Below are 20521 nucleotides of genomic sequence, written 5' to 3' on the forward strand. Positions count from 1 at the left end.
CCGCCTCAGTCCTTGTCGGGGGTTACGTCACCGGAGGCACCGCCGGGAGCGCTGCCGCCGGGGCTGCCGTGGGCCGTGTCGGCTGCGGCGGGAGCCGTGTCCCCCGCGCCGTGGACGCCTGCCGCAAGACCCGCGGCGCCCTCGGACGCGGCTTCACCGGGTCCGCCGCGCTCGCCGTCGAAGGTCACCCGAACCGTGTCGAAACGCTTCATCCGCTCCAGTACGGCGTCCGCCGTGGGCCGCTCCATCTCGTCCACGATCCGCCCGTCCGCGAGGAAGAGCACCAGGTCGGAGTGGGCGGCGGCACCGGGGTCGTGCGTGACCATGACGACGGTCTGGCCCAGGTCGTCCACGGCCTCACGCAGGAATCCCAGGACTTCGAGGCCGGCCCGCGAGTCCAGGTTGCCGGTCGGCTCGTCGGCGAAGATCAGCTCGGGTCGGGAGGCGAGCGCCCGCGCACAGGCGACGCGCTGCTGCTGTCCTCCGGAGAGCTGGGCGGGCCGGTGCTTGAGCCGGTCGCGCAGCCCGAGGGTGTCGATGACCTGGTCGAGCCACTTCTGGTCGGGCTTCTGACCCGCGATGTCCATGGGCAGCGTGATGTTCTCGGCCGCGTTCAGGGTGGGGATCAGGTTGAACGACTGGAACATGAAGCCGATCCGGTCCCGTCGCAGCCGGGTCAGCTCGCGGTCCTTCAGCCCGGTGATCTCGGTGTCGCCCAGCCACACCTGTCCGGCCGAGACGGTGTCCAGGCCCGCCAGGCAGTGCATGAGCGTGGACTTCCCGGAGCCCGAGGGGCCCATGACGGCCGTGAACCGGCCGCGCGCGATGTCCACGTCGACCGAGTCGAGGGCCAGTACGGTGGTCTCGCCGGAACCGTACGCCTTGGTCAGGCCGCGGGCGCGGGCGGCGATCCCGTCCCCCTCCGCGCGGCCCGGAATCTGCTCCGCAGCAGCTGTGGACAAGACCGCCTCCTCTGTGATGGATGGTCCGGACTCCTCGTCCGGCCCGAGCGTAGTGTGATCGGGGGCACACTCGGTATCCCCCCTAGGTGCCGCATGGTCTCCGTCCCAAGGTGTGCCCCTGATATCGATGTAAGGGGCAATCTCCACCGCGGCCCTCCACCCCGGTTTCCGTCAGGGCCCGCACCTTGGCTCCCTACCCTGGACCAGGCCCTCTTGCCCGTGCTAGCGATTTCGCGCTAGCTTCGAAGGATGGCGAAGACTCAGCTGAACGTCCGGGTGGACGAAGGCACCGCGAGAGCCGCCCGGGAGCGTGCCCTGGAACGGGGGATGAGCGTGAACCGCTATATCGAGGAACTGGTCCGGCAGGACACCGGGGAGGTGGGCCACACCTTCGTGGAAGCCGCCGCCGATTTCATGAAGCAGTACGAGTCCGTCTTCGTCGAGGAGTTCGGCGCGGACCGCGAAGGCACCAGCGAAGGTCGTCGTTGATCCCTTGAGCAGCCTCAGAGTCGATCTTGCCTGGCTTCTCATGATCGCCGAACAGAAGACACCCGGAGACCCCCAGGTCACCGATTGGGGATCCCTCGTCGCCGCGGTCAGCCGGCACGAGGCGGAGATCCTCGGCATTCCCGTCTACGACAGCCCGCACGCCCGCGCCGCCGCTCTCCTCCAACTCCTGCTGCACGTCCCGGCGCTCGAACGCTCCAACGCGATGTTCGCCTCGGCCGTCGCCTACGCCTATCTCGTCGCCAGCGGCCTGAAGGTCGTGACCTCGCCCGAACAAGTGCGTGAACTGGCCCGTCTGGTGAAGAACGGCGAGGCCAGCGTGCACGACATCGCCCACGAACTGCGCCGCTGGAGTCTGTGACACCAGCGGCGCGAGGGTCTGTCGTCCAGGTCGGGTGGCGCCGGGGTGCACTGCCCCGCGTCCCGCCGCGTGTCCCCGACGACAGGTCCGGGGCGCCGGGGCGCGCTCGTCAGTCGAGCGGGCGACGGGCCGTGCCCAGGACGCAGTACGACGTGGGCAGGCGTGGTCCCTTCTCGGGCATCAACAGCCGCCGGTACGGGCCCAGTTCGAACCCCGCCTCACGCAGGGCGGCGATCGGGTCCCGGGCCACGTGACAGCCGCCGCACAGCCGCGGCCACACCGTGGCGTCCAGACCCCGCTGGACGGACCCCATGACCCGTCCGCCGCCCCGGCCGTGCTCGAAGAACCGCACCGTGCCGCCCGGGCGCAGCACCCGCCGCACCTCGGCGAGCGCCCTCGGCACGTCCCGCACGCTGCACAGCACCAGCGAGAGCACGGCGGCGTCGTACGCCTCGCTCTTGACCGGCAGGGCCTCCGCGGCACCCGGCGCCACATCGACGGGCACCTCGCAGCGCAGCGCCGCCTCGACCGCCAGCTGCCGCAGCAGCCGCTCGGGTTCGATGGCGACGACCTCCGACACGGTGCCCGGATAGTGGGCGAAGTTCAGGCCGTTGCCCGCGCCGATCTCGATCACCCGACCGGACAGTCCGACGAGCAGCCGTTCGCGCACCCGGCCGATCCCCATCCGGGTCTCGGCGCCGGTGCTGAAACGGGCGTAGAAGCGGGCGAACGCCGGATGGTGCACGGCGTCCGCGGAGACCTTGCCGGGGCCGGCCGACCGGAGCGGTTTGAACGGCATTGCGGACCTCCCGGGAGACAGGGTTCACCGGGATTGTCCCCCCGGGACGTCCGCCGCACGCGCCGCGCGTCCCGCGCGAGGCGGGTTCACCCGCGCGGGATCCGGTCAGGGCCGATCCCGCGGCGGTCGCGGGATCACCGGTGACCGCTGCCGGACGCGGGCCGTGGGCGGCGTGTCGCGGACGGTGCCGTACAGATGACGGGGTGACGGGGTGACGGGGTGACGGGGTGACGGGGTGACGGGTGGAGGGGGTGGCAGGGGTGGAGGGTTAGCGGGTGCCGGGTGGCAGATCACCTGCCACCCGGCACGCGGCCCGGCACGCGGCCCGGCACCCGGCACTTGGCGCCTCCACGTGCCACCTGCCGCCCGGGACAGGGACGTGCGGTGGCCGGCTCAGGCTGGTGTGTGCGCCGCCGTGAAGACCCCGGCGTTCCAGCGTCCGCCCAGCCGGTGATCCAGCCAACTCGGCGCTCCGGCACGGAAGTCCGCGGGCGCGAGGCCACCCGCGCCCGCCGGGACCGCGCCCAGAAGGGGCGCCCCGGACACGGCCGGGAGGTCCGCGAGATTGCACCGCATCGCCAGATCGGGTGAGTCCGGCCAGCTCCCGATCACCACCCCCGCGAACTCCAGTTCCCGCAGGCGGAGTTCACGGGCCGTCAGTTCCGTCGTGTTGAGCGTGCCCAGCCCCGCGGAAGCGACGACCAGCACGGGTGCGTCCAGCAGCCGGGCCACGTCCGCGAGCGTCCCGTCCTCGTGGTCCAGCCGGACGAGCAGACCGCCCGCGCCCTCGACCAGCACCAGATCGTGCTCGGTGGCGAGCTTGGCCGCGGCCTCCGCCGCCGACTGCGGGGACACGGCCGACAGTCCGGCGCGCCGGGCGGCCGTCGCGGGGGCCAACGGGTCGGGATAGCGGCCCAGTTCGAGGGTCGTGACGGCACCGGCGAGCCGGGCCACCTCGTCCGCGTCGCCGCGTTCGTCCGGTCGTACACCCGTCTGCGCGGGCTTCAGGACGGCCACGGACCGCCCGGCCGCGAGAGCCGTGGCGGCGACGGCGGCGGTGACGACCGTCTTGCCCACCTCCGTGCCCGTACCCGTGATCACCAGTACCGTCATCTCAGCCCTCCCGCGCCGCCGCGCACACCGCGCGGGCGATCCGTGCCAGGTCCGTGTCGCCGGTGACGTACGGCGGCATCGTGTAGACGAGGTCGCGGAACGGCCGCAGCCACACGCCCTCGCGGACCGCGGCCGCCGTCGCCGCCTGCATGTCCACCTCGTGGTCGAGCTGGACGACTCCGATCGCGCCGAGCACGCGCACGTCCCGGACGCCCGGCAGCGACGCGGCCTCCGCGAGGCCCTCCCGCAGACCGGCCTCGATCCGCTTCACCTCGGTCCGCCAGTCCTGGCCGAGCAGCAGGTCGACCGAGGCGCACGCCACCGCGGCGGCGAGCGGATTGCCCATGAAGGTCGGGCCGTGCGCGAGCACCGGGACCTCACCGCGCGAGATGCCTTCGGCCACCCGCGAGGTGCACAGCGTCGCCGCCATCGTCAGATAACCGCCGGTCAGTGCCTTGCCGACACACATCACGTCCGGCGTCACACCCGCGTGGTCCGCCGCGAACAGCTCACCCGTACGGCCGAAACCCGTCGCGATCTCGTCGAACACCAGCAGGACGTCGTTTTCGTCGCAGGCCTCGCGCAGCACCCGCAGATACGCGGGGGAGTGGAAGCGCATCCCGCCCGCGCCCTGCACCACCGGCTCCACGATGACGGCCGCGAGCTCGTCGGCGTGCCGCCCGATCAGCTCGCGCAGATGGTCCGCGTACGACTCCTCGTACCCGGCCGGCGGCACGTCGGCGAAGACCTGGCGCTGGAGCACGCCCTGCCACAGCTCGTGCATCCCGCCCTCGGGGTCGCACACCGACATGGGCTGCCAGGTGTCCCCGTGATAGCCGCCCCGCCAGGTCAGCAACCGCTGCTTGCCCGGACGGCCGAGCGAGCGCCAGTGCTGGAGGCACATCTTGACGGCGACCTCGACCGAGACCGAGCCGGAGTCGGCGAGGAAGACGTGCTCCAGACCCTCCGGCGAGATGTCGACCAGCCGCTTCGCCAGCCGGACGGCGGGCTCGTGGGTGAGCCCGCCGAACATCACATGGCTCATCCGCTCCAGCTGGCCGCGTACCGCGTCGTTCAGGACCGGGTGGTTGTAGCCGTGGATGGCCGACCACCAGGACGACATGCCGTCGATCAGTTCGTCCGTGCCGCCGGCCAGCCGCAGCCGGACCCCGCTCGCGGACTCCACGACCAGCGGCTCCTGGCGGCCGGGCATCGGCCCGTACGGATGCCAGACATGCCGCCGGTCGAGGTCGAGCAGTTCCCGCGCGGACAGCTCAGGCATTGGGCGCGAGATCCGTTCCGGCACCGCGGCGACGCACGGAGACCAGGTCCGTACGGGCGTCGGCGGGCGCTTCGGCCGGAGCCGCGGGCGCGGAGCCGCAGACGCCACCGCCCTCGTGGGACCCGCAGCCCGCCTCGGCGTGCGATCCGCATCCGGCGGCGGCACCGGATCCGCACCCGGCCTCCGCGTGCGAGCCGCAGCCGCCGTCCGACGGCGCACGGTGCTCGGGCAGCGTCACCTCGCCCGCGTTCTCCACCTCGAAGCCGGCGTCCGCGATCATCTCCAGGTCGGTCTTGCCCGCCTGGCCCTCGCTGGTGAGGTAGTCACCGAGGAAGATCGAGTTGGCGAGGTGCAGGGCGAGCGGCTGGAGCGTGCGCAGATGCACCTCTCGGCCGCCGGCGATCCGGACCTCGACGTCCGGGCACACGAAGCGGACCATGGCGAGGATCCGCAGACAGCGCTGCGGGGTGAGGTTCCACTCCTTGGCGAGCGGGGTTCCCTCGAAGGGGATCAGGAAATTCACCGGAACGGAGTCGGGGTCGAGCTCGCGCAGCGCGTACACGACGTCCACGAGGTCCTCGTCCGACTCGCCCATGCCCGCGATCAGGCCCGAGCAGGCGGACAGCCCAGCCGCGTGCGCCTTCTGGACGGTTTCCACCCGATCGGCGTACGTGTGGGTGGTCGTGATCTCCCCGTACGTTCCCTCGGACGTGTTCAGGTTGTGGTTGTAGGCGTCGGCGCCCGCCGCGCGCAGCCGCTCGGCCTGACCGTCGGAGAGCAGGCCGAGGCAGGCGCACACCTCGACGCCCTCGTTCTGGTCCTTGATCGCCTTGATCGTGTCGGAGACCCGGTCCACGTCACGGTCCGTCGGGCCGCGCCCGCTGGCCACCAGGCAGACCCGTTTGGCGCCACCGGCCAGCCCGGCCGCCGCGGCCCGGGAGGCCTCCTCGGGCTTGAGCCAGCTGTACTTGAGGATGCCGGCCGTGGAACCGAGACGCTGCGAGCAGTACGAGCAGTCCTCCGGACACAGGCCCGACTTCAGGTTGACGAGATAGTTCAGTTTCACCCGTCGCCCGAACCAGTGACGGCGCACCTTGCCGGCCGCGGCCACCACATCGAGTACGTCGTCGTCGGAGGTGGCCAGTACGGCCAGCGCCTCGTCGCGGGTCGGCAGCTCGCGCCGAAGCCCCTTGTCCACCAGCGTGTTCAGCAGGTCCATGAGGTCCGATCCTGGCCTATGCGACCGCTCCCGGCCAAGGAGAGTTTGCACAACAGAGATGGTTCGACGTGTGGGTATTGCCACATCATGGGCCCGCGGAGCGCCCGCTAGGGTCTGTGCACTGCCTACAAATCACCGCCACCGCACAGGCGCCGAGACCCGGAGGACACATGGCGTTCGGCTGGATCGACGAGCAGGCCGAGGCACGCCGCAGAGCCGGACTCGTCCGTACGCTGCGCCCGCGTCCGGCGGACTCACCGCTCCTCGACCTCGCGAGCAACGACTACCTCGGGCTCGCCCGCCATCCGGAGGTCACCGAGGGCGCCGCCCGTGCCGCGCGCACGTGGGGCGGCGGCGCGACGGGCTCCCGGCTCGTCACCGGCACCACCGAACTCCACGGCGAGCTGGAACGCGAACTGGCCGACTTCTGCGGCTTCGAGTCCGCGCTCGTCCTGTCCTCGGGCTACGCGGCCAACCTCGCCGCCGTCACCGCGCTCGCGCCGCACGGCTCGCTGGTCGTCTCGGACGCCGGCAACCACGCCTCGCTGATCGACGGCTGCCGGCTCGCCCGTGGCACCACCCAGGTGGTCTCCCATGGGGACCCCGACGCCGTACGCAAGGCGCTCGGCACCCACGACGGACCCGCGGTCACGGTCTCCGACACGGTCTTCTCGGTGGACGGCGACGCGGCCCCGCTGGCCGAACTCGCCCTGGCCTGCCGCGAGTACGGTGCCGGACTCATCGTCGACGACGCGCACGGACTCGGTGTCCTGGGCCACGGAGGCAGGGGCGCTCCGCACGCCGCGGGGCTCGCGGGGGACCCGGACGTCGTCGTGACCGTGACGCTCTCCAAGTCGCTCGGGAGCCAGGGCGGCGCGGTCCTCGGTCCGGCGGCCGTCATCGACCATCTGATCAACGCGGCGCGCACCTTCATCTTCGACACAGGTCTGGCGCCGGCGGCGGCGGGCGCGGCGCTGGCGGCCCTGCGGCTGCTGCGCCGCGAACCGGAGCGGGCGGCGCGGGCGCGCGAGGTGGCCAGGGCACTGCACACGCGGCTGACGGCGGAGGGGCTCTCCGCGGTACGACCGGACGCCGCGGTCGTCTCCGTGCGGGCACCGTCCCCCGAACGGGCGGTGCGATGGGCGGCCGACTGCCGCGAGGCGGGCCTCGCCGTCGGCTGTTTCCGTCCCCCGTCGGTGCCCGACGGCGTTTCGCGGCTGCGGCTGACGGCCCGCGCGGACCTCACCGAGGAGCAGATCGAGCACGCGGTGGACGTGATCAGCCGGAACCGATGAACCGGTGGAGCGACGAACCGGTGGAGCGACGAACCGGTGAAGCGGTGAAGCGGTGAAGCGATCGGCCGGTGATCCGCAGGGGCGGCCGGCCGGTGATCTGTCGGAGCGGTGAACCGTACGGAGTCAGTCCAGCCCGGTGATGAACCCCTCCCAGACGTCCGGGGTGAACAGCAGGGCGGGTCCCGCCGTGTTCTTGGAATCGCGCACCGCGACCATTCCGGACCAGGGTCCGGTGCTCGGGCGCGCTGTTTCGACGCAGTTGTTCATCCCGGTACTGCGGCTGCTGCGCAGCCATCGCACAGGGTGCAGTGAAGTGCTGGAAGGTACGTACCGAGGCATTGCAGACATGACGTGCCTCCTTACGCGCCGTCACCTATCACGGCGATGTAGTCCAACGAGTCCTCGGGCGAAAGGGCGTGGAACTGAAGGGTGTTGAAGGCCTCGGTGTAGGCCTGGAGGTCTTCTTTCCGTTCGAGATAGAGGCTACTCGTCAAGTGGTCGAGAACAACCACATCCAGATCGGTTGTGTTCGGAAATGAGAAAATAACGAAAGGCCCGGTCACTCCGATGTGTGCCCCGGCGGCGAACGGGAGTACCTGGAGCCGTACTTGGGGCAGGGCCGCGGCCTCCCGCAGCCGCCGCAGTTGGCGCGCCATGACATCGGGGCCGCCGACCTCCCGCCGCAACACCGCCTCGTCCAGGACGGCGGACAGCTCCAGCGGCGGGTTCGAACGCAGGACGTCCTGACGGGCCAGGCGCACCTCGACCAGGGTGTCGAGCTTGCTGTCCTCCAGACCGTCCACCGCGGCCCGCGTCACCGCGCGGGCGTACTCGGGCGTCTGCAGCAGTCCGGGTACGACAGAGGTCTCCAGGGTGCGCATGGCGCTGGCGCCCGACTCCAGGCTGATGAAGTCGCGGTAGGCGGGCGGAAGCACACCGCGGTACGCGTGCCACCAGTGGTGGCGTCCGTTGCCCTCGGATCCGGCCAGCACGACGAGGAGCTCGCGCAGTTCGGGATCATCGACGCCGTACGCGCGTAACAGGCGTTCCACATCGGCCGGTTTCACCCCGCTGGTGCCGGTTTCGATGCGGCTCACCTTCGACTGGTGCCAGCCGAGCAGGCGGGCCGCCTCACCGCTCGTGAGGCCCGTACCCGCGCGGAGCGCGCGCAGTTCGGCACCGAGCTTGCGGCGGCGCACCGCGGGACCGTGCTGCATGCCTGTTCTCCTTACTCCTTCCAAGTCGCCCGAATATGCTCTGCCGACGCAGAGTTCACCGCATCGAGCGACAGATATATGCATTACTCGGTGGATCGCACCCGCGACCGGCCCGGTAATGGCAGTCTGGCGCAAGCACCAGTCCGGGACCGTACTCGAACCATCCGCTCGGTGTCGGGCTCCGGTCCCGTGGGAAAGGGACGAACGTCGCCATGGCAGACCATCAGGAAGCATCCGTCACCCTGCCGAGCGAACCGGTCTCGGTTTCCGTGGCCCGGAAATTCGTCGCCGAAGTGCTGTCCGAATGGGGCCTGCCGGGCGACTGCGAAGTCGCCGAGACCGTCCGCCTGATCGTGTCCGAACTGGCCACCAACGCCGTCCAGCACACGTTCGGACAGTCACCCACCTTCACGGTCGGCGTGCGTCTCGACCGGGAGGAGCGCCTCCGTATCGGGGTCACGGACAGTCATCCGCGCTTTCCGAAGCGCCTCCCCGCGGCTGTCCAGCAGGACAACGGCCGCGGGATGGTGATCATCCGCTGGCTGGCCGCCGAATGCGGTGGCAGGCTCACTGTCGTGCCGACCCGGGAGGGCGGCAAGACGGTCTCCATCGAACTCCCGTGGACGGTCCCTGTCCAGCCGGTGCCGGCGGGGTGGCCCGAAGAGCCCTAGGCCGTGTCCGCAAAGTCGCGCCTGCCCGGCCCTTCGGGCGACGACGCGAATTGCCAGACAGGCCTTAGGGGGACCGAGATCGTGCGGCGCAGGTCTCCCGGCTCCAGGCGTCGTGTGCTCACCGGCGTCGCCGCGGTAGCCGCCGCCGTCTCGGGCACCGGCCCTGCTGATCAGCGGCTGCCCGGCGGGCCCGGTGAGCGGCAGCCGCGCCGTACCGGCCGCGAGGAGGCGGCCGGGAGCGGTCACCGGCGCCGGCTCCTCGACGAGCAGCGGCTCGACACCCGCGGACGGCGGGACCGCCGTGGTTCCCGGCGCTCGTGTTCCTGGTCGACCGGGCCGGACGGTGGCCGCGCGCGCCGTGACGGGGCCGAGAGCGGCACTCTCACCGTTCCGGGGGCCGTCATGGCGCTGGAGCCACCGAGGAGCTGAGAGGGCGTCGGGCGGCCGCTGGAGGGCCCGCTCCGGGGCGGCGGCATGCGCCGCCGCCCCGGGCGAAAGGTCAGCCGACCCTGCCGTACCAGACGCTTCGCGTCCAGATCTTCTGGAGCTTCACCACTTCCCCGGTCTTCGGCGAGTGCCAGATCTTCCCCTTCCCGGCGTAGATACCGACGTGGTACACGTTTCGGCCGGAGTGGAAGAACACGAGGTCACCGGCCTTGCGGTGCGAGGCCGAGACGTGGTGCGTCTTGTTGTACTGGGCCGCGGCCGTACGAGGCAGCTTCTTGCCCGCCTTCTTGTACGAGTAGAGCGTGAGCCCGGAGCAGTCGAAGCGGTGCGGTCCGGTGGCGCCCCACTGGTAGGGGGAGCCGTGCTTCGACGCCGCGACCCGGAGTGCCTTCGTCGCGATGGTGGCCGCCTCGGCGGCGGGTGCGACACCGGGGACCACCAGGCTGCCGCCCACCGCGGCAAGGGTGAGGGCCGAGGCCGTACCGGCCCGGGTCCACAGCGACGGGACACGATTCAGCGCAGTCATGCGCAACCCTTCGTCAGCCGCCTGTGAAGGATGACCTGTCGGATTCGGGCTGGCGAAGTTGCCCGGCCGCTGCTGCGGCTTCACCCCAAGGACCGCCCGGAACTGTTCCGGCGGCCCGTCTAGCTGGGTCCTCCACTCCTGCCGATGCACTCCTGTCGACCGGGCATCCGGGAGGCGGCAGGACTCGGCGTCCGCCCGGACCGCCCCGCCGCTGTGGCGGGGGCTTGTCGTCGGTAGGGATCTTCACTCATCAGAGTCGGAAAATCCGAGTGGAAACGGCGTTTTGTGGGCTTACTCACCACTCGGCTGTTCGAGTGAACACCCCTCTGTTCGAGCACGTGTTGGAGACACCGATGAGGCCCGCACCTGGGACGACGGGTCTCATCCGGCGTCTCGATTCCGCGTGTTGCGCAACTCGGAGGGGTCGTAGAAAGGACCGATGAATACGCCATCGGGGGGTACACCATCCGGTCCGTTTGAGTCCTGGTCTGGACGTCGGGGAACCGCGGCGCGTACCGGCCTCGGGTGCGGGTCCGTCAACTGCCGGACTCGGGCGGCACGGTGACCCGGTCCGCCCGCCGCTCCCCGTCGAGCACCCGCAGGGCCTGAGCCAGCGTCGGGGCGTGCACCTCGCTCTCGCCCCGCTGGTGCATCAGCGCGAGGGCGTCCCGCAGGGCCGCCGCCTTGCCGACCAGCGCCTGAGCCGCCTTCAGGCCGCGATAGGTGTCTCCGGGGCGGGACGGGTTGATACGGCCGACCAGGTCGACTACGTCGAGATAGCGGTCGATCAGCTCGGCCTCGGCGCGGGTCAGCGCGGGCAGCGGGGGGAGGTCCGGGATCATCGGCCGCTCACCTCGCGCCGGGCGTCTCGCGCGAGGCCCTGCGGCTCGGCACGATCCGGTCGATCAGCCCGTAGGCCCGTGCCGCCGGCGCGTCGAGGATCTTGTCGCGCTCGATGTCCGCGGCGACCCGCTCCGGGTTCTGCCCCGTGTGCCGTACGAGCATCTCCTCCAGCGTCTCGCGGGTGCGCACCAACTCGTCGGCGTGAATGGCCAGATCGCTCGTCCGCCCCTGGATCGGCTCCGTCACCGACGGCTGGTGAAGGAGGACGCGGGCCCCCGGCAGCGCGAGCCGCTTGCCCGGAGCCCCGCAGGCCAGCAGCACCGCCGCGGCCGACGCCGCCTGGCCGAGGCAGACCGTCTCGACGTCGCAGGTGACGAACCGCATCGTGTCGTAGATCGCGGTCATCGCGCTGAAGGAGCCGCCAGGGGAGTTGATGTACAGCGAGATGTCCTGCTCGGGCGCCTGGTGTTCGAGGTACATGAACTGCGCCATCACGTCGTTCGCCGACGTGTCGTCGATCGGTGTCCCGAGGAACACGATCCGCTCGCTGAGCAGCTTCGCGTACGGATCCAGGGTCCGGTGCCCCCAGGTCGTGCGTTCGGTGAACTCCGGCAGGACATGGCGGGCGGACGGGCTGTGCATGGCACGCCTCCTCAGATCGACGTCTGTAAAAAATGTACAGGACGTACGTCTCCGGGGAAGGGGGCCATGCTGACAGCGGAATCGGCCCTGCCCATGGACGGAGGCCGGTGAGGCAGGGCCGTACCCCGTCGGACGGGGGATCCCGAGCCCCGTGGTCTGCGGGAGGCCCGGTCTAAGCTGGACGTCATGGCCTACGAGATTCCGGTGACGCAAGCCAGGGCTGAGCTCGCCGAACTGATCAACCGCGTCGTGTACGGCGGTGAGCGCGTCGTCGTGACGCGGCACGGCAAGCCGCTCGTCGCCCTGGTCTCCGCCGCCGACCTGGAGCGCCTCGAAGAACTCCCGGAGCCCGCGGACGGCCAGGTGGTCAGTTCCCTGTCCAGCGTCCGGGAGGTGGCGTCCGCGCCCCGCGAGCGCCAGCGGTTCGGCATCGCGGCGGAGCACCGGGGTCCCAGCGCCTCCTAGGCCGGGCGGACGGGAATGGTCGGACAGGCCCTGGTACCCGGGCGGGCACCCTCTGCCCGCCCGGGTGCGTGCGGGGGGTAGCGACGGTGGATACCTGTCGGGGCTCCGGCCGCAGGCGTGACCGCGGCCGTGTCACCACCGGTCCGCGGGGAGACCCCGGGAGTCACCCGGTACGCCGTATACGGTCCTGTCCCCGACGGCCTCACGGCGTTCCGGGGTGCCGCCGCGGCCCGGCCGGGCCGAACGGGGCAAGCGGGGCGGCATCACGGACCCGAGGCGTTCCCCCGGCGCGGCCCGGAAAGGATCACCGGCTGGTTAACGTCCTCGAAACTCCGGCCAACTAGCGTGCCCATCCACGCCACCAGGGGTTTCGGTGGCCGCGGCCACCGGGCCCGCACGGTCCGGAGCGAGGATGTGAGGTGGGACGCCGTGCAATTGACCCCGCACGAGCAGGAGAGGCTGCTGATCCATGTGGCGGCCGATGTGGCCGAGAAGCGCCGGGCCCGCGGACTGAGACTGAACCACCCCGAGGCCGTCGCCCTGATCACCTCGCACATCCTCGAAGGCGCTCGTGACGGCCGTACCGTCGCCGAGCTGATGTCGTCCGGACGCAAGATCCTGACCCGGGACGACGTCATGACGGGCATCCCCGAGATGATCCACGACGTCCAGGTCGAGGCGACCTTCCCGGACGGCACCAAGCTGGTCACCGTCCACGACCCGATCGTCTGACGGAGGGGAAGCGCCGTGATTCCCGGAGAGTTCCTCTTCGCCGACGAACCCGTCGTGTTCAACGAGGGCCGTGAGGCCACCCGGCTGACCGTCCTCAACGCCGCCGACCGCCCCGTCCAGGTCGGCTCCCACTACCACTTCGCCGAGGCCAATCCCGGTCTGGACTTCGACCGCGCCGCCGCGCGCGGCAAGCGGCTCAACGTCGCCGCCGGCACCGCCGTGCGCTTCGAGCCCGGGATCCCCGTCGAGGTCGAACTCGTCCCGCTCGCCGGCGCCCGCGTGGTGCCCGGACTGCGCGGGGAGACCGGAGGTGCCCTCGATGCCTGAGATCTCGCGTGCCGCGTACGCCGATCTGTTCGGTCCGACCACCGGTGACCGCATCCGCCTCGCCGACACGGACCTGCTGGTCGAGATCGAGGAGGACCGTTCCGGCGGACCGGGTCTCGCCGGTGACGAGGCGGTGTTCGGCGGTGGCAAGGTCATCCGTGAGTCCATGGGCCAATCGCGCGCTACGCGCGCAGACGGCACCCCGGACACGGTCATCACCGGGGTCGTGATCATCGACCACTGGGGGATCGTGAAGGCCGACGTCGGCATGCGCGACGGCCGGATCTCCGGCATCGGCAAGGCCGGCAACCCGGACACCATGGACGGCGTCCATCCCGACCTGGTGATCGGCCCCGAGACCGAGATCATCGCGGGAAACGGGCGGATCCTGACCGCGGGCGCCATCGACGCGCACGTGCACCTGATCTGTCCGCAGATCGCCGACGAGGCCCTCGCCTCCGGCATCACGACGCTCGTCGGCGGCGGTACCGGCCCCGCCGAGGGCTCCAAGGCGACCACCGTCACCCCCGGACCCTGGCATCTCGCCCGGATGCTGGAGGCGATGGAGGGATACCCCCTCAACTTCGGTCTGCTCGGAAAGGGCAACACCGTCTCGCACGAGGCGATGCTCTCGCAGATCCGGGGCGGCGCCCTCGGCCTGAAGATCCACGAGGACTGGGGCTCGACGCCCGCCGCGATCGACGCGGCCCTCACCGTCGCCGACCGCACGGGCATCCAGGTCGCCATCCACACCGACACCCTGAACGAGTCCGGGTTCGTCGCCGACACCCTCGCCGCCATCGCCGGGCGCGGTATCCACGCGTACCACACGGAGGGTGCGGGCGGCGGGCACGCGCCGGACATCATGACCGTGGTCTCCGAGCCGTACGTCCTGCCCAGCTCGACCAACCCGACCCGGCCCTACACCGTCAACACCGCCGAGGAACACCTCGACATGCTGATGGTCTGCCATCACCTGAACCCGGCGGTGCCCGAGGACCTGGCCTTCGCCGAGTCCCGCATCCGGCCGTCGACTATCGGGGCCGAGGACATACTCCACGACCTCGGCGCCATCTCGATCATCTCCTCCGACTCCCAGGCCATGGGCCGCGTCGGCGAGGTGATCATGCGGACCTGGCAGACGGCCCATGTGATGAAACGGCGCCGGGGCGCCCTGCCGGGCGACGGCCGCGCCGACAACCACCGTGTACGTCGCTATGTCGCCAAATACACGATCAACCCGGCGCTCGCACAGGGACTCGCCCGCGAGATCGGCTCGGTGGAGACCGGGAAGCTCGCCGACCTGGTCCTGTGGGAGCCCGCGTTCTTCGGGGTCAAGCCGCATCTCGTCATCAAGGGCGGAATGATCGCGTACGCGCAGATGGGCGACGCCAACGCCTCCATCCCGACACCCCAACCCGTCCTGCCCCGGCCGATGTTCGGGGCGATCGGGCGGGCCCCGGCCGCGAACTCCTTCAACTTCGTGGCGCCGCTGGCCATCGAGGACGGGCTGCCCGAGAGGCTCTCGCTCGGCAAGCGGTTCGTCGCCATCGAGTCGACGCGGGCGGTGACCAAGGCCGACATGCGGGAGAACGACGCACGGCCCGAGGTGCGGATCGACCCCGACAGCTTCGCCGTGCACATCGACGGGGAGCTCGTCGAGGCGACTCCCGCCGCCGAACTGCCCATGGCCCAGCGTTACTTCCTCTTCTGATGTCCCGGGCAGCGCTCCTCGTCCTGGCAGACGGCCGCTTCCCCGCCGGAGGGCACGCGCACTCCGGCGGGGCCGAGGCCGCGGTCAGGGCGGGACGGATCACCGGAGCCGCGGACCTGGAGGACTTCTGCCGGGGCCGGCTGCACACGAACGGACTCGTCTCGGCCGCACTGGCCGCGGCGGCCGCACTCGGGGTCGATCCGGTGGCCCTGGACGCGGCCGCCGACGCCCGCACGCCCTCGCTCGCCCTGCGGGTCGCCGCGCGGCGGCTGGGGCGGCAGCTCATGCGGGCGGCCAGGGCGACCTGGCCCTCGGCCGAACTCGACGCGCTGGCGCGGGAGTTCCCCAAGGGGGCGCATCAGCCGGTCGTGCTGGGCGTGACCGCGCGGGCCGCGGGTCTCGGGCCCGAGGACGCCGCGTACTGCTCCGCGTACGAGTGCGTCAGCGGGCCCGCGTCGGCGACGGTGCGGCTGCTGAGCCTCGACCCGTTCGACGCGACGGCCGCCCTGGCCCGGCTCGCACCGGAACTGGACGTCGTCGCCCACGCGGCGGCGAGTGCGGCGCGGCGGGTCCTCGACGACGGCGTCGAGGCGCTTCCCGCGGCGTCGGCACCGCTGCTGGAGATCGGCGCGGAGGCGCACGCGGCCTGGCCGGTGCGGCTCTTCGCCTCCTAGCGGACGCGGGCTCTCGGACCCCTCGGAGTCCGCCGACCGTCCCGCCGCCGGCTCCGGCCTCCCGGCTCCCCGGCAGCTTCGCTTCGCGGCCGTTCGGGGGATTCCATCCCCAAGGAGCAAGGAGCAAGGAGCAAGGAGCAAGGAGCAAGAAGCAGGTAGCCAGAGCCAGTGCCAGGAGCCAAGAGCCAGGAGTAGGAAGCGAGAGGCCCGGCGGTGGTCCGAAGGCGGACGGGGCCGCGTCCTCGGGGTATCGCGCCCCGCAGGTGTCGGTGCCCGTCGACCGGTCGGGGCACCTGGCCTCCGGGGGAGCGTCACCGACTCCGTTTGCCACCCCCACCCCCACCCCACCCCACCACCAACGCGACGAACGAAGCTGGAGCCGTACCGTGCATCTCGACCACTCCCACCACGGGCCGTCCGCGGTCAGTGCCGACGCCCGACGCCCCGACGGAAGGCGCCGTGCCCTGCGCATCGGGCTCGGTGGCCCCGTCGGCTCGGGGAAGACCGCCACCGTCGCCGCGCTCTGCCGTGCCCTGCGCGACGAACTGTCCCTCGCCGTCGTCACCAACGACATCTACACCCGCGAGGACGCGGAGTTCCTGCTGCGGGAGGCGGTCCTGCCCCCCGAGAGGATCACCGCCGTCGAGACGGGCGCCTGCCCGCACACCGCGATCCGGGACGACATCTCCGCCAACCTCGAAGCGGTGGAGGACCTGGAGGACGAGATCGGCCCGCTGGATCTCATCCTCGTGGAGTCCGGCGGCGACAACCTCACCGCGACCTTCTCCAGGGGACTCGTCGACGCGCAGATCTTCGTGATCGACGTCGCGGGCGGGGACGACATCCCGCGCAAGGGCGGTCCCGGTGTCGCGACGGCCGACCTGCTCGTCGTGAACAAGACCGACCTGGCGCCGTACGTGGGCTCCGACCTGGGGCGGATGGCCACCGACGCCAAGGCGCAGCGGGCCGAACTGCCCGTGGTCTTCCAGTCGTTGCGGACCGAGGCCGGGGTCACGGAGGTCGCCGGCTGGGTGCGGGAACGACTCGCGGCGTGGACGGCATGACGACGGCGGGAGTGCGCGCCACGGCGCGGATCGAGGCCAGGGACGACGGCCGGGGCGGAACCTCGCTGCCGGTGCTGGACGGGGAGGGGCCGCTCGCCCTGCGCCGGGTCCGGAGCGGCGGTCCCGAGGCGCGCGTGATGCTGGTCGGAGCGATGAGCGGACCGCTCGGCGGCGATCACCTCGCCGTCGAGGCCCGAGTCGGTCAGGGCGCGCGCCTGCGGGTCGGCTCGGCCGCCGCCACCATCGCGCTGCCCGGACAGGCCAAGGGGGAGGCCCGCTACGACCTGCGCCTGAACGTGGCCGACGACGGTGAACTGTGGTGGCTGCCCGAGCAGTTGATCTCCGCCGGCGGCAGCGACCTCTCCGTCTCCTCGCGCGTCGACCTCGAACCCGGCGCCCGGCTCGTCTTCCGGGAGGAACAGGTGCTCGGGCGCGTCGGTGAGGAACCCGGGCGGCTCACCAGCCGTCTCACCGTGCGACGCGACGGACGGACCCTGCTCGACCAGGAGGTGGCCTGCGGTCCCGGCGCCCCCGGCGGCTGGGACGGGCCCGCTGTCCTCGCCGGACATCGGGCACTCGGGCAACTCGTCGTCGTACGACCGGAGTTCGAGCGGGACGCGCCGGCCGCCCGACCGCTCGGGGAGCACGCCGCGCTCACCCCGCTCGCCGGACCCGCCGTGCTCGTGACGGCGCTCGCCCCGGACGCGCTGCTGCTGCGACGGGTGCTGGACGAAGCGCTGCGCGAACTCACATGACGTCAACTATGTTGCCAGGAAAGCTCGTTCACATCAGGTTCACCGCTCACCGGAACACTCCGTACCGGCTATCGGATTGGTAAAGAACACCGGTCACGTCTGTCCTCAGGCACCTCACAGCCGAAAGGATCCCCGTACCAATCGCCATCATGTACGGGGAGGTCACACTTGAGGTCCAAGAGACCGACGAAACGGGTGGCAGCGCTCGGCTCGGCCGGAGTGCTCGTCACCGCGACCCTGATAGCCGGCGCCGTCGCGGCCCCGTCGGCCACCGCCGACTCGCGGCACGGCCACGGTTACGGGCAGAGCCGCGAGCAGCGCGGAGCGGCCGTCGCCGCCGAGCGGGCCGCCAAAGCCGGGATCGACTGGCAGGACTGCCCGGCCGACTGGGGCTTCGAGAAGCCGATCCAGTGCGGCTGGGTGAGCGTGCCGCTGGACTACGCGCACCCCTACGGCAAGCAGCTCAAGCTGGCCGTGGACCGCATCGGGAACACCGGCACCACGGCGGAGCGCCAGGGCGCGCTCGTCTACAACCCGGGCGGCCCCGGCGGCTCCGGCATGCGCTTCCCGCGCCGTGTCACCACCAAGGCCCCGCTGTGGGCGAACACCGCCAAGGCGTACGACTTCGTGGGCTTCGACCCGCGCGGAGTCGGCCACTCGGCGCCCATCTCCTGCATCGACCCGCAGGAGTTCGTCAAGGCGCCCAAGGCGGACCCGGTCCCGGACTCCGAGGCCGACAAGCGCGCCCAGCGCAAGCTGGCCGCGGAGTACGCCGACGGCTGCGCCGAGCGCAGCGGCAAGGCCGTGCTGGCGCAGATGACCACGCTCAACACGGCACGCGACCTCGACGTCATCCGCGCCGCGCTCGGCGAGAAGAAGCTCAACTACCTGGGCGTCTCCTACGGCACCTACCTCGGAGCCGTCTACGGCACGCTCTTCCCGGGCCATGTGCGCCGCATGATCGTCGACAGCGTCGTCAACCCGTCGCGCGACAACATCTGGTACCAGGCCAACCTGGAGCAGGACATCGCCTTCGAGGGCCGCTGGAAGGACTGGGAGGACTGGGTCGCCAAGAACGACGCCGCCTTCCACCTCGGTGACACCCGCGCCAAGGTGCAGGACCAGTGGCTGAAGCTGCGCGCCACCGCGAAGAAGAGCCCGCTGGGCGGAGTCGTCGGCCCCGCCGAGCTGATCTCCTTCTTCCAGAGCGCCCCGTACTACGACTCCTCGTGGGTGCCGACCGCCTCGGTGTTCAGCAAGTACGTGGCCGGTGACACCCAGGCGCTCGTCGACGCCGCGTCCCCCGACCTCACGGACACGGCGGGCAACATCTCCTCGGAGAACGGCAACGCCGTGTACACGGCCGTCGAGTGCACCGACGCGCAGTGGCCCACCAGCTGGAAGAAGTGGGACCGGGACAACACGCGGCTCCACGCGCAGTATCCGTTCATGACCTGGGCGAACGCGTGGATGAACCTGCCGTGCGCCACCTGGCCGGTCAAGCAGCAGTCCCCGGTGGAGGTGAAGACCGGCAAGGGCCTGCCCGCCGTCCTCATCGTGCAGTCCACCAATGACGCCGCCACGCCGTACGTCGGCGCCGTCGAGCTGCACAAGCGGTTCAAGGGCTCCCGCCTGATCACCGAGCAGGGCGCGGGCTCGCACGGTGTGACCGGACTGGTCAACCCGTGCATCAACGGGCGGGTGGACTCCTACCTGCTCACCGGCAAGACGGACGCCGCCGACGTGACGTGCGCGCCGCACGCCACTCCGCAGCCGTAGTCCTCGCCGTACGAGGGGGCGGCCGGTCCGACCGGCCGTCCCCTCCGGCGTACCCCGTGACGGCGCCGCCTCAGGAGGCGAGCCAGGCGTCCTCCGCCGCGTAGTCGAAGAGGTCCCCGTAGTTCCTGGCCATCGCGGGATACGCCGCACGCCAGTCCCGCCCGGCGAGGTGCCGCTCGATCGAGGCGATCGTCTCCGGGAGCCTGTCGGCGTACCGGGTCACCGGGCGGTGGCCCAGCTCCCTCTCGGCGGCGCTCATGTCGCAGACCACGGGCAGGGGGACCGACCAGGGGGTGTCGCCGACCCCCGGGGCCGGGGGAGGCCCGTCGACGAGAACGTCCTCCGTCCGGACGCCCATCACCGCGTCGACGGCCCGCGCGATCTCCGCCACGGTCGGCGCGTCGGGGTCGCAGGCGTTCAGCACGCGTGAGCCCGGCCGCGCCGCGGCCAGCCGGATCAGCTCGGCGAGGGTGTGGACGCTGACCGGATGGAAGCGGCTCGCGCCGCCGTACGCGAGGATCCGCCTGCGGCGTCCGTCCAGATTGCGCTTGACGACGTACAGCTCGCGGGGCGTGCGGCCGTACGGGCCGTGGACGGCTCCCGCCCGCAACAGCGTCGTCGGCAACCGGTCGCCCGCGGCGAGGAGTTCACGCTCCAGGGCCGCCTTGCGCGTGCTGTACGTGGCCTCACCGGGCCGCACGGTCCCCTGGCTCTCCGGGATCGGCACCGGATACGCGGGGAAACCGTCCGGCTCCGCCTGTGTGTCGAAACCGCGCCCCTTGTCGTCCTCGTACACCGACACGCTGGAGATGACGACGGCCGAGCCCACCCGGCCGGCGAGCCCCGTCAACTGCCGCGCGTGGTCCGCTCCGTACGCGACGATGTCCACGAGCACGTCGCAGCCGTCGCCGATCACCGCGGCCAGCGCGGTGTCGTCGTCCCGGTCGAGCGCCGCCGTGCGCACCTCGGCCGGCCAGCCGTCGTCGCGACGCCCCCCGCGCGAGGCGGCCGTCACCTCCCAGCCGTCCCGGGCGAGCGCCGTCACGGCCGCGCGTCCGATCTGTCCTGTCGCTCCGATCACCACAGCACGTCTCATGCGCGAGAAACGTACAGGACGTACGTGTGGG

The 20521-nt window shown here is 71.5% G+C and carries 24 protein-coding genes and 1 riboswitch; of the genes, 13 read left to right on the forward strand and 11 right to left on the reverse strand.

The features are described from left to right. Positions 1-5 precede the first annotated feature (5 nt). Complete coding sequence (locus ACF07B_RS27185) at positions 6-962, reverse strand: ABC transporter ATP-binding protein (RefSeq protein WP_392180855.1); 957 nt, start codon at positions 960-962, stop codon at positions 6-8. 249 nt (positions 963-1211) lie between these two features. On the opposite strand from ACF07B_RS27185, the gene ACF07B_RS27190 reads away from it, so the two are divergent. Both ACF07B_RS27190 and ACF07B_RS27195 read left to right on the forward strand, forming a co-directional pair. Continuing rightward, on the forward strand, positions 1212-1451 hold the full coding sequence (locus ACF07B_RS27190) for a toxin-antitoxin system HicB family antitoxin (protein WP_326789120.1): 240 nt from the start codon (positions 1212-1214) through the stop codon (positions 1449-1451). A 4-nt stretch (positions 1452-1455) separates the two neighbouring features. Further along, complete coding sequence (locus ACF07B_RS27195) at positions 1456-1830, forward strand: fic family toxin-antitoxin system, toxin component (protein ID WP_384240466.1); 375 nt, start codon at positions 1456-1458, stop codon at positions 1828-1830. 109 nt (positions 1831-1939) lie between these two features. On the opposite strand, the gene ACF07B_RS27200 is transcribed toward ACF07B_RS27195, so the two are convergent. The 4 genes from ACF07B_RS27200 to bioB form a co-directional block, all read right to left on the reverse strand. Beyond that, the gene (locus ACF07B_RS27200) at positions 1940-2629 is read right to left on the reverse strand and encodes a class I SAM-dependent methyltransferase (protein WP_392180856.1); all 690 of its coding nucleotides are present in this window, start codon (positions 2627-2629) and stop codon (positions 1940-1942) included. 393 nt (positions 2630-3022) lie between these two features. Then, positions 3023-3742, reverse strand: coding sequence for a dethiobiotin synthase (gene bioD / locus ACF07B_RS27205; protein WP_384240005.1), 720 nt, complete (start codon positions 3740-3742; stop codon positions 3023-3025). 1 nt (position 3743) lies between these two features. Then, a complete protein-coding gene (locus ACF07B_RS27210; RefSeq protein WP_392180857.1) occupies positions 3744-5024 on the reverse strand; it encodes an adenosylmethionine--8-amino-7-oxononanoate transaminase in 1281 nt (426 codons plus the stop codon). Beyond that, a complete protein-coding gene (gene bioB, locus ACF07B_RS27215) occupies positions 5017-6243 on the reverse strand; it encodes a biotin synthase BioB (protein WP_384240003.1) in 1227 nt (408 codons plus the stop codon). The genes ACF07B_RS27210 and bioB overlap by 8 nt, the downstream gene beginning before the upstream one ends. Positions 6244-6413: 170 nt before the next feature. Here bioB and ACF07B_RS27220 point away from each other — a divergent pair, with 170 nt between their 5' ends. Beyond that, on the forward strand, positions 6414-7538 hold the full coding sequence (locus ACF07B_RS27220; protein WP_362400897.1) for an 8-amino-7-oxononanoate synthase: 1125 nt from the start codon (positions 6414-6416) through the stop codon (positions 7536-7538). 123 nt (positions 7539-7661) lie between these two features. Here ACF07B_RS27220 and ACF07B_RS27225 read toward each other — a convergent pair whose 3' ends face one another. After that, positions 7662-7886, reverse strand: coding sequence for a DUF397 domain-containing protein (locus ACF07B_RS27225; RefSeq protein WP_362400900.1), 225 nt, complete (start codon positions 7884-7886; stop codon positions 7662-7664). Between the two features lie 11 nt (positions 7887-7897). Continuing rightward, on the reverse strand, positions 7898-8755 hold the full coding sequence (locus tag ACF07B_RS27230) for a helix-turn-helix domain-containing protein (RefSeq protein ID WP_369479853.1): 858 nt from the start codon (positions 8753-8755) through the stop codon (positions 7898-7900). 212 nt (positions 8756-8967) lie between these two features. Here ACF07B_RS27230 and ACF07B_RS27235 point away from each other — a divergent pair, with 212 nt between their 5' ends. Together ACF07B_RS27235 and ACF07B_RS27240 are read left to right on the forward strand one after the other, a co-directional pair. Further along, positions 8968-9426, forward strand: coding sequence for an ATP-binding protein (locus tag ACF07B_RS27235; protein WP_326789129.1), 459 nt, complete (start codon positions 8968-8970; stop codon positions 9424-9426). Positions 9427-9507: 81 nt separating this feature from the next. Then, on the forward strand, positions 9508-9855 hold the full coding sequence (locus tag ACF07B_RS27240) for a hypothetical protein (protein ID WP_392180858.1): 348 nt from the start codon (positions 9508-9510) through the stop codon (positions 9853-9855). A gap of 70 nt (positions 9856-9925) precedes the next feature. On the opposite strand, the gene ACF07B_RS27245 is transcribed toward ACF07B_RS27240, so the two are convergent. From ACF07B_RS27245 to ACF07B_RS27255, 3 genes are all read right to left on the reverse strand, one after another. Beyond that, positions 9926-10399 (reverse strand): C40 family peptidase, encoded by a 474-nt coding sequence (locus tag ACF07B_RS27245; RefSeq protein ID WP_362400906.1) that lies wholly within the window; start codon positions 10397-10399, stop codon positions 9926-9928. A 3-nt stretch (positions 10400-10402) separates the two neighbouring features. Continuing rightward, a riboswitch (cyclic di-AMP (ydaO/yuaA leader) is annotated at positions 10403-10599 on the reverse strand. 336 nt (positions 10600-10935) lie between these two features. Next, positions 10936-11241, reverse strand: a complete 306-nt coding sequence (locus tag ACF07B_RS27250; protein WP_369479850.1) for a hypothetical protein — start codon at positions 11239-11241, stop codon at positions 10936-10938. Between the two features lie 7 nt (positions 11242-11248). Next, positions 11249-11884 carry an ATP-dependent Clp protease proteolytic subunit gene (locus tag ACF07B_RS27255; RefSeq protein ID WP_392180859.1) on the reverse strand — a complete coding sequence of 212 codons (636 nt, stop codon included), beginning with the start codon at positions 11882-11884 and terminating at the stop codon, positions 11249-11251. 186 nt (positions 11885-12070) lie between these two features. Here ACF07B_RS27255 and ACF07B_RS27260 point away from each other — a divergent pair, with 186 nt between their 5' ends. The 8 genes from ACF07B_RS27260 (at position 12071) to ACF07B_RS27295 (ending at position 19394) form a co-directional block, all read left to right on the forward strand. After that, positions 12071-12349: a type II toxin-antitoxin system Phd/YefM family antitoxin gene (locus ACF07B_RS27260; RefSeq protein WP_351865784.1), complete on the forward strand. Its 279-nt coding sequence runs from the start codon at positions 12071-12073 to the stop codon at positions 12347-12349. A gap of 429 nt (positions 12350-12778) precedes the next feature. Then, positions 12779-13081 carry an urease subunit gamma gene (locus ACF07B_RS27265; RefSeq protein WP_103550668.1) on the forward strand — a complete coding sequence of 101 codons (303 nt, stop codon included), beginning with the start codon at positions 12779-12781 and terminating at the stop codon, positions 13079-13081. 15 nt (positions 13082-13096) lie between these two features. After that, positions 13097-13408, forward strand: coding sequence for an urease subunit beta (locus tag ACF07B_RS27270; protein WP_326789137.1), 312 nt, complete (start codon positions 13097-13099; stop codon positions 13406-13408). Continuing rightward, complete coding sequence (locus ACF07B_RS27275) at positions 13401-15122, forward strand: urease subunit alpha (RefSeq protein WP_392180860.1); 1722 nt, start codon at positions 13401-13403, stop codon at positions 15120-15122. Before ACF07B_RS27270 ends, ACF07B_RS27275 begins: the two co-directional genes overlap by 8 nt. Beyond that, a complete protein-coding gene (locus ACF07B_RS27280; protein WP_369479847.1) occupies positions 15122-15796 on the forward strand; it encodes an urease accessory protein UreF in 675 nt (224 codons plus the stop codon). Before ACF07B_RS27275 ends, ACF07B_RS27280 begins: the two co-directional genes overlap by 1 nt. Positions 15797-16182: 386 nt before the next feature. Next, the gene (gene ureG, locus ACF07B_RS27285) at positions 16183-16860 is read left to right on the forward strand and encodes an urease accessory protein UreG (protein WP_392180861.1); all 678 of its coding nucleotides are present in this window, start codon (positions 16183-16185) and stop codon (positions 16858-16860) included. Next, positions 16857-17615, forward strand: a complete 759-nt coding sequence (locus tag ACF07B_RS27290) for an urease accessory protein UreD (protein ID WP_392180992.1) — start codon at positions 16857-16859, stop codon at positions 17613-17615. The genes ureG and ACF07B_RS27290 overlap by 4 nt, the downstream gene beginning before the upstream one ends. 168 nt (positions 17616-17783) lie before the next feature. Then, the gene (locus ACF07B_RS27295) at positions 17784-19394 is read left to right on the forward strand and encodes an alpha/beta hydrolase (RefSeq protein ID WP_392180862.1); all 1611 of its coding nucleotides are present in this window, start codon (positions 17784-17786) and stop codon (positions 19392-19394) included. Between the two features lie 70 nt (positions 19395-19464). On the opposite strand, the gene ACF07B_RS27300 is transcribed toward ACF07B_RS27295, so the two are convergent. After that, positions 19465-20478 (reverse strand): NAD-dependent epimerase/dehydratase family protein, encoded by a 1014-nt coding sequence (locus tag ACF07B_RS27300; RefSeq protein WP_392180993.1) that lies wholly within the window; start codon positions 20476-20478, stop codon positions 19465-19467. Between the last annotated feature and the right edge of the window lie 43 nt (positions 20479-20521).

Source organism: Streptomyces sp. NPDC015532, from assembly GCF_043078065.1.
Lineage (GTDB): Bacteria > Actinomycetota > Actinomycetes > Streptomycetales > Streptomycetaceae > Streptomyces.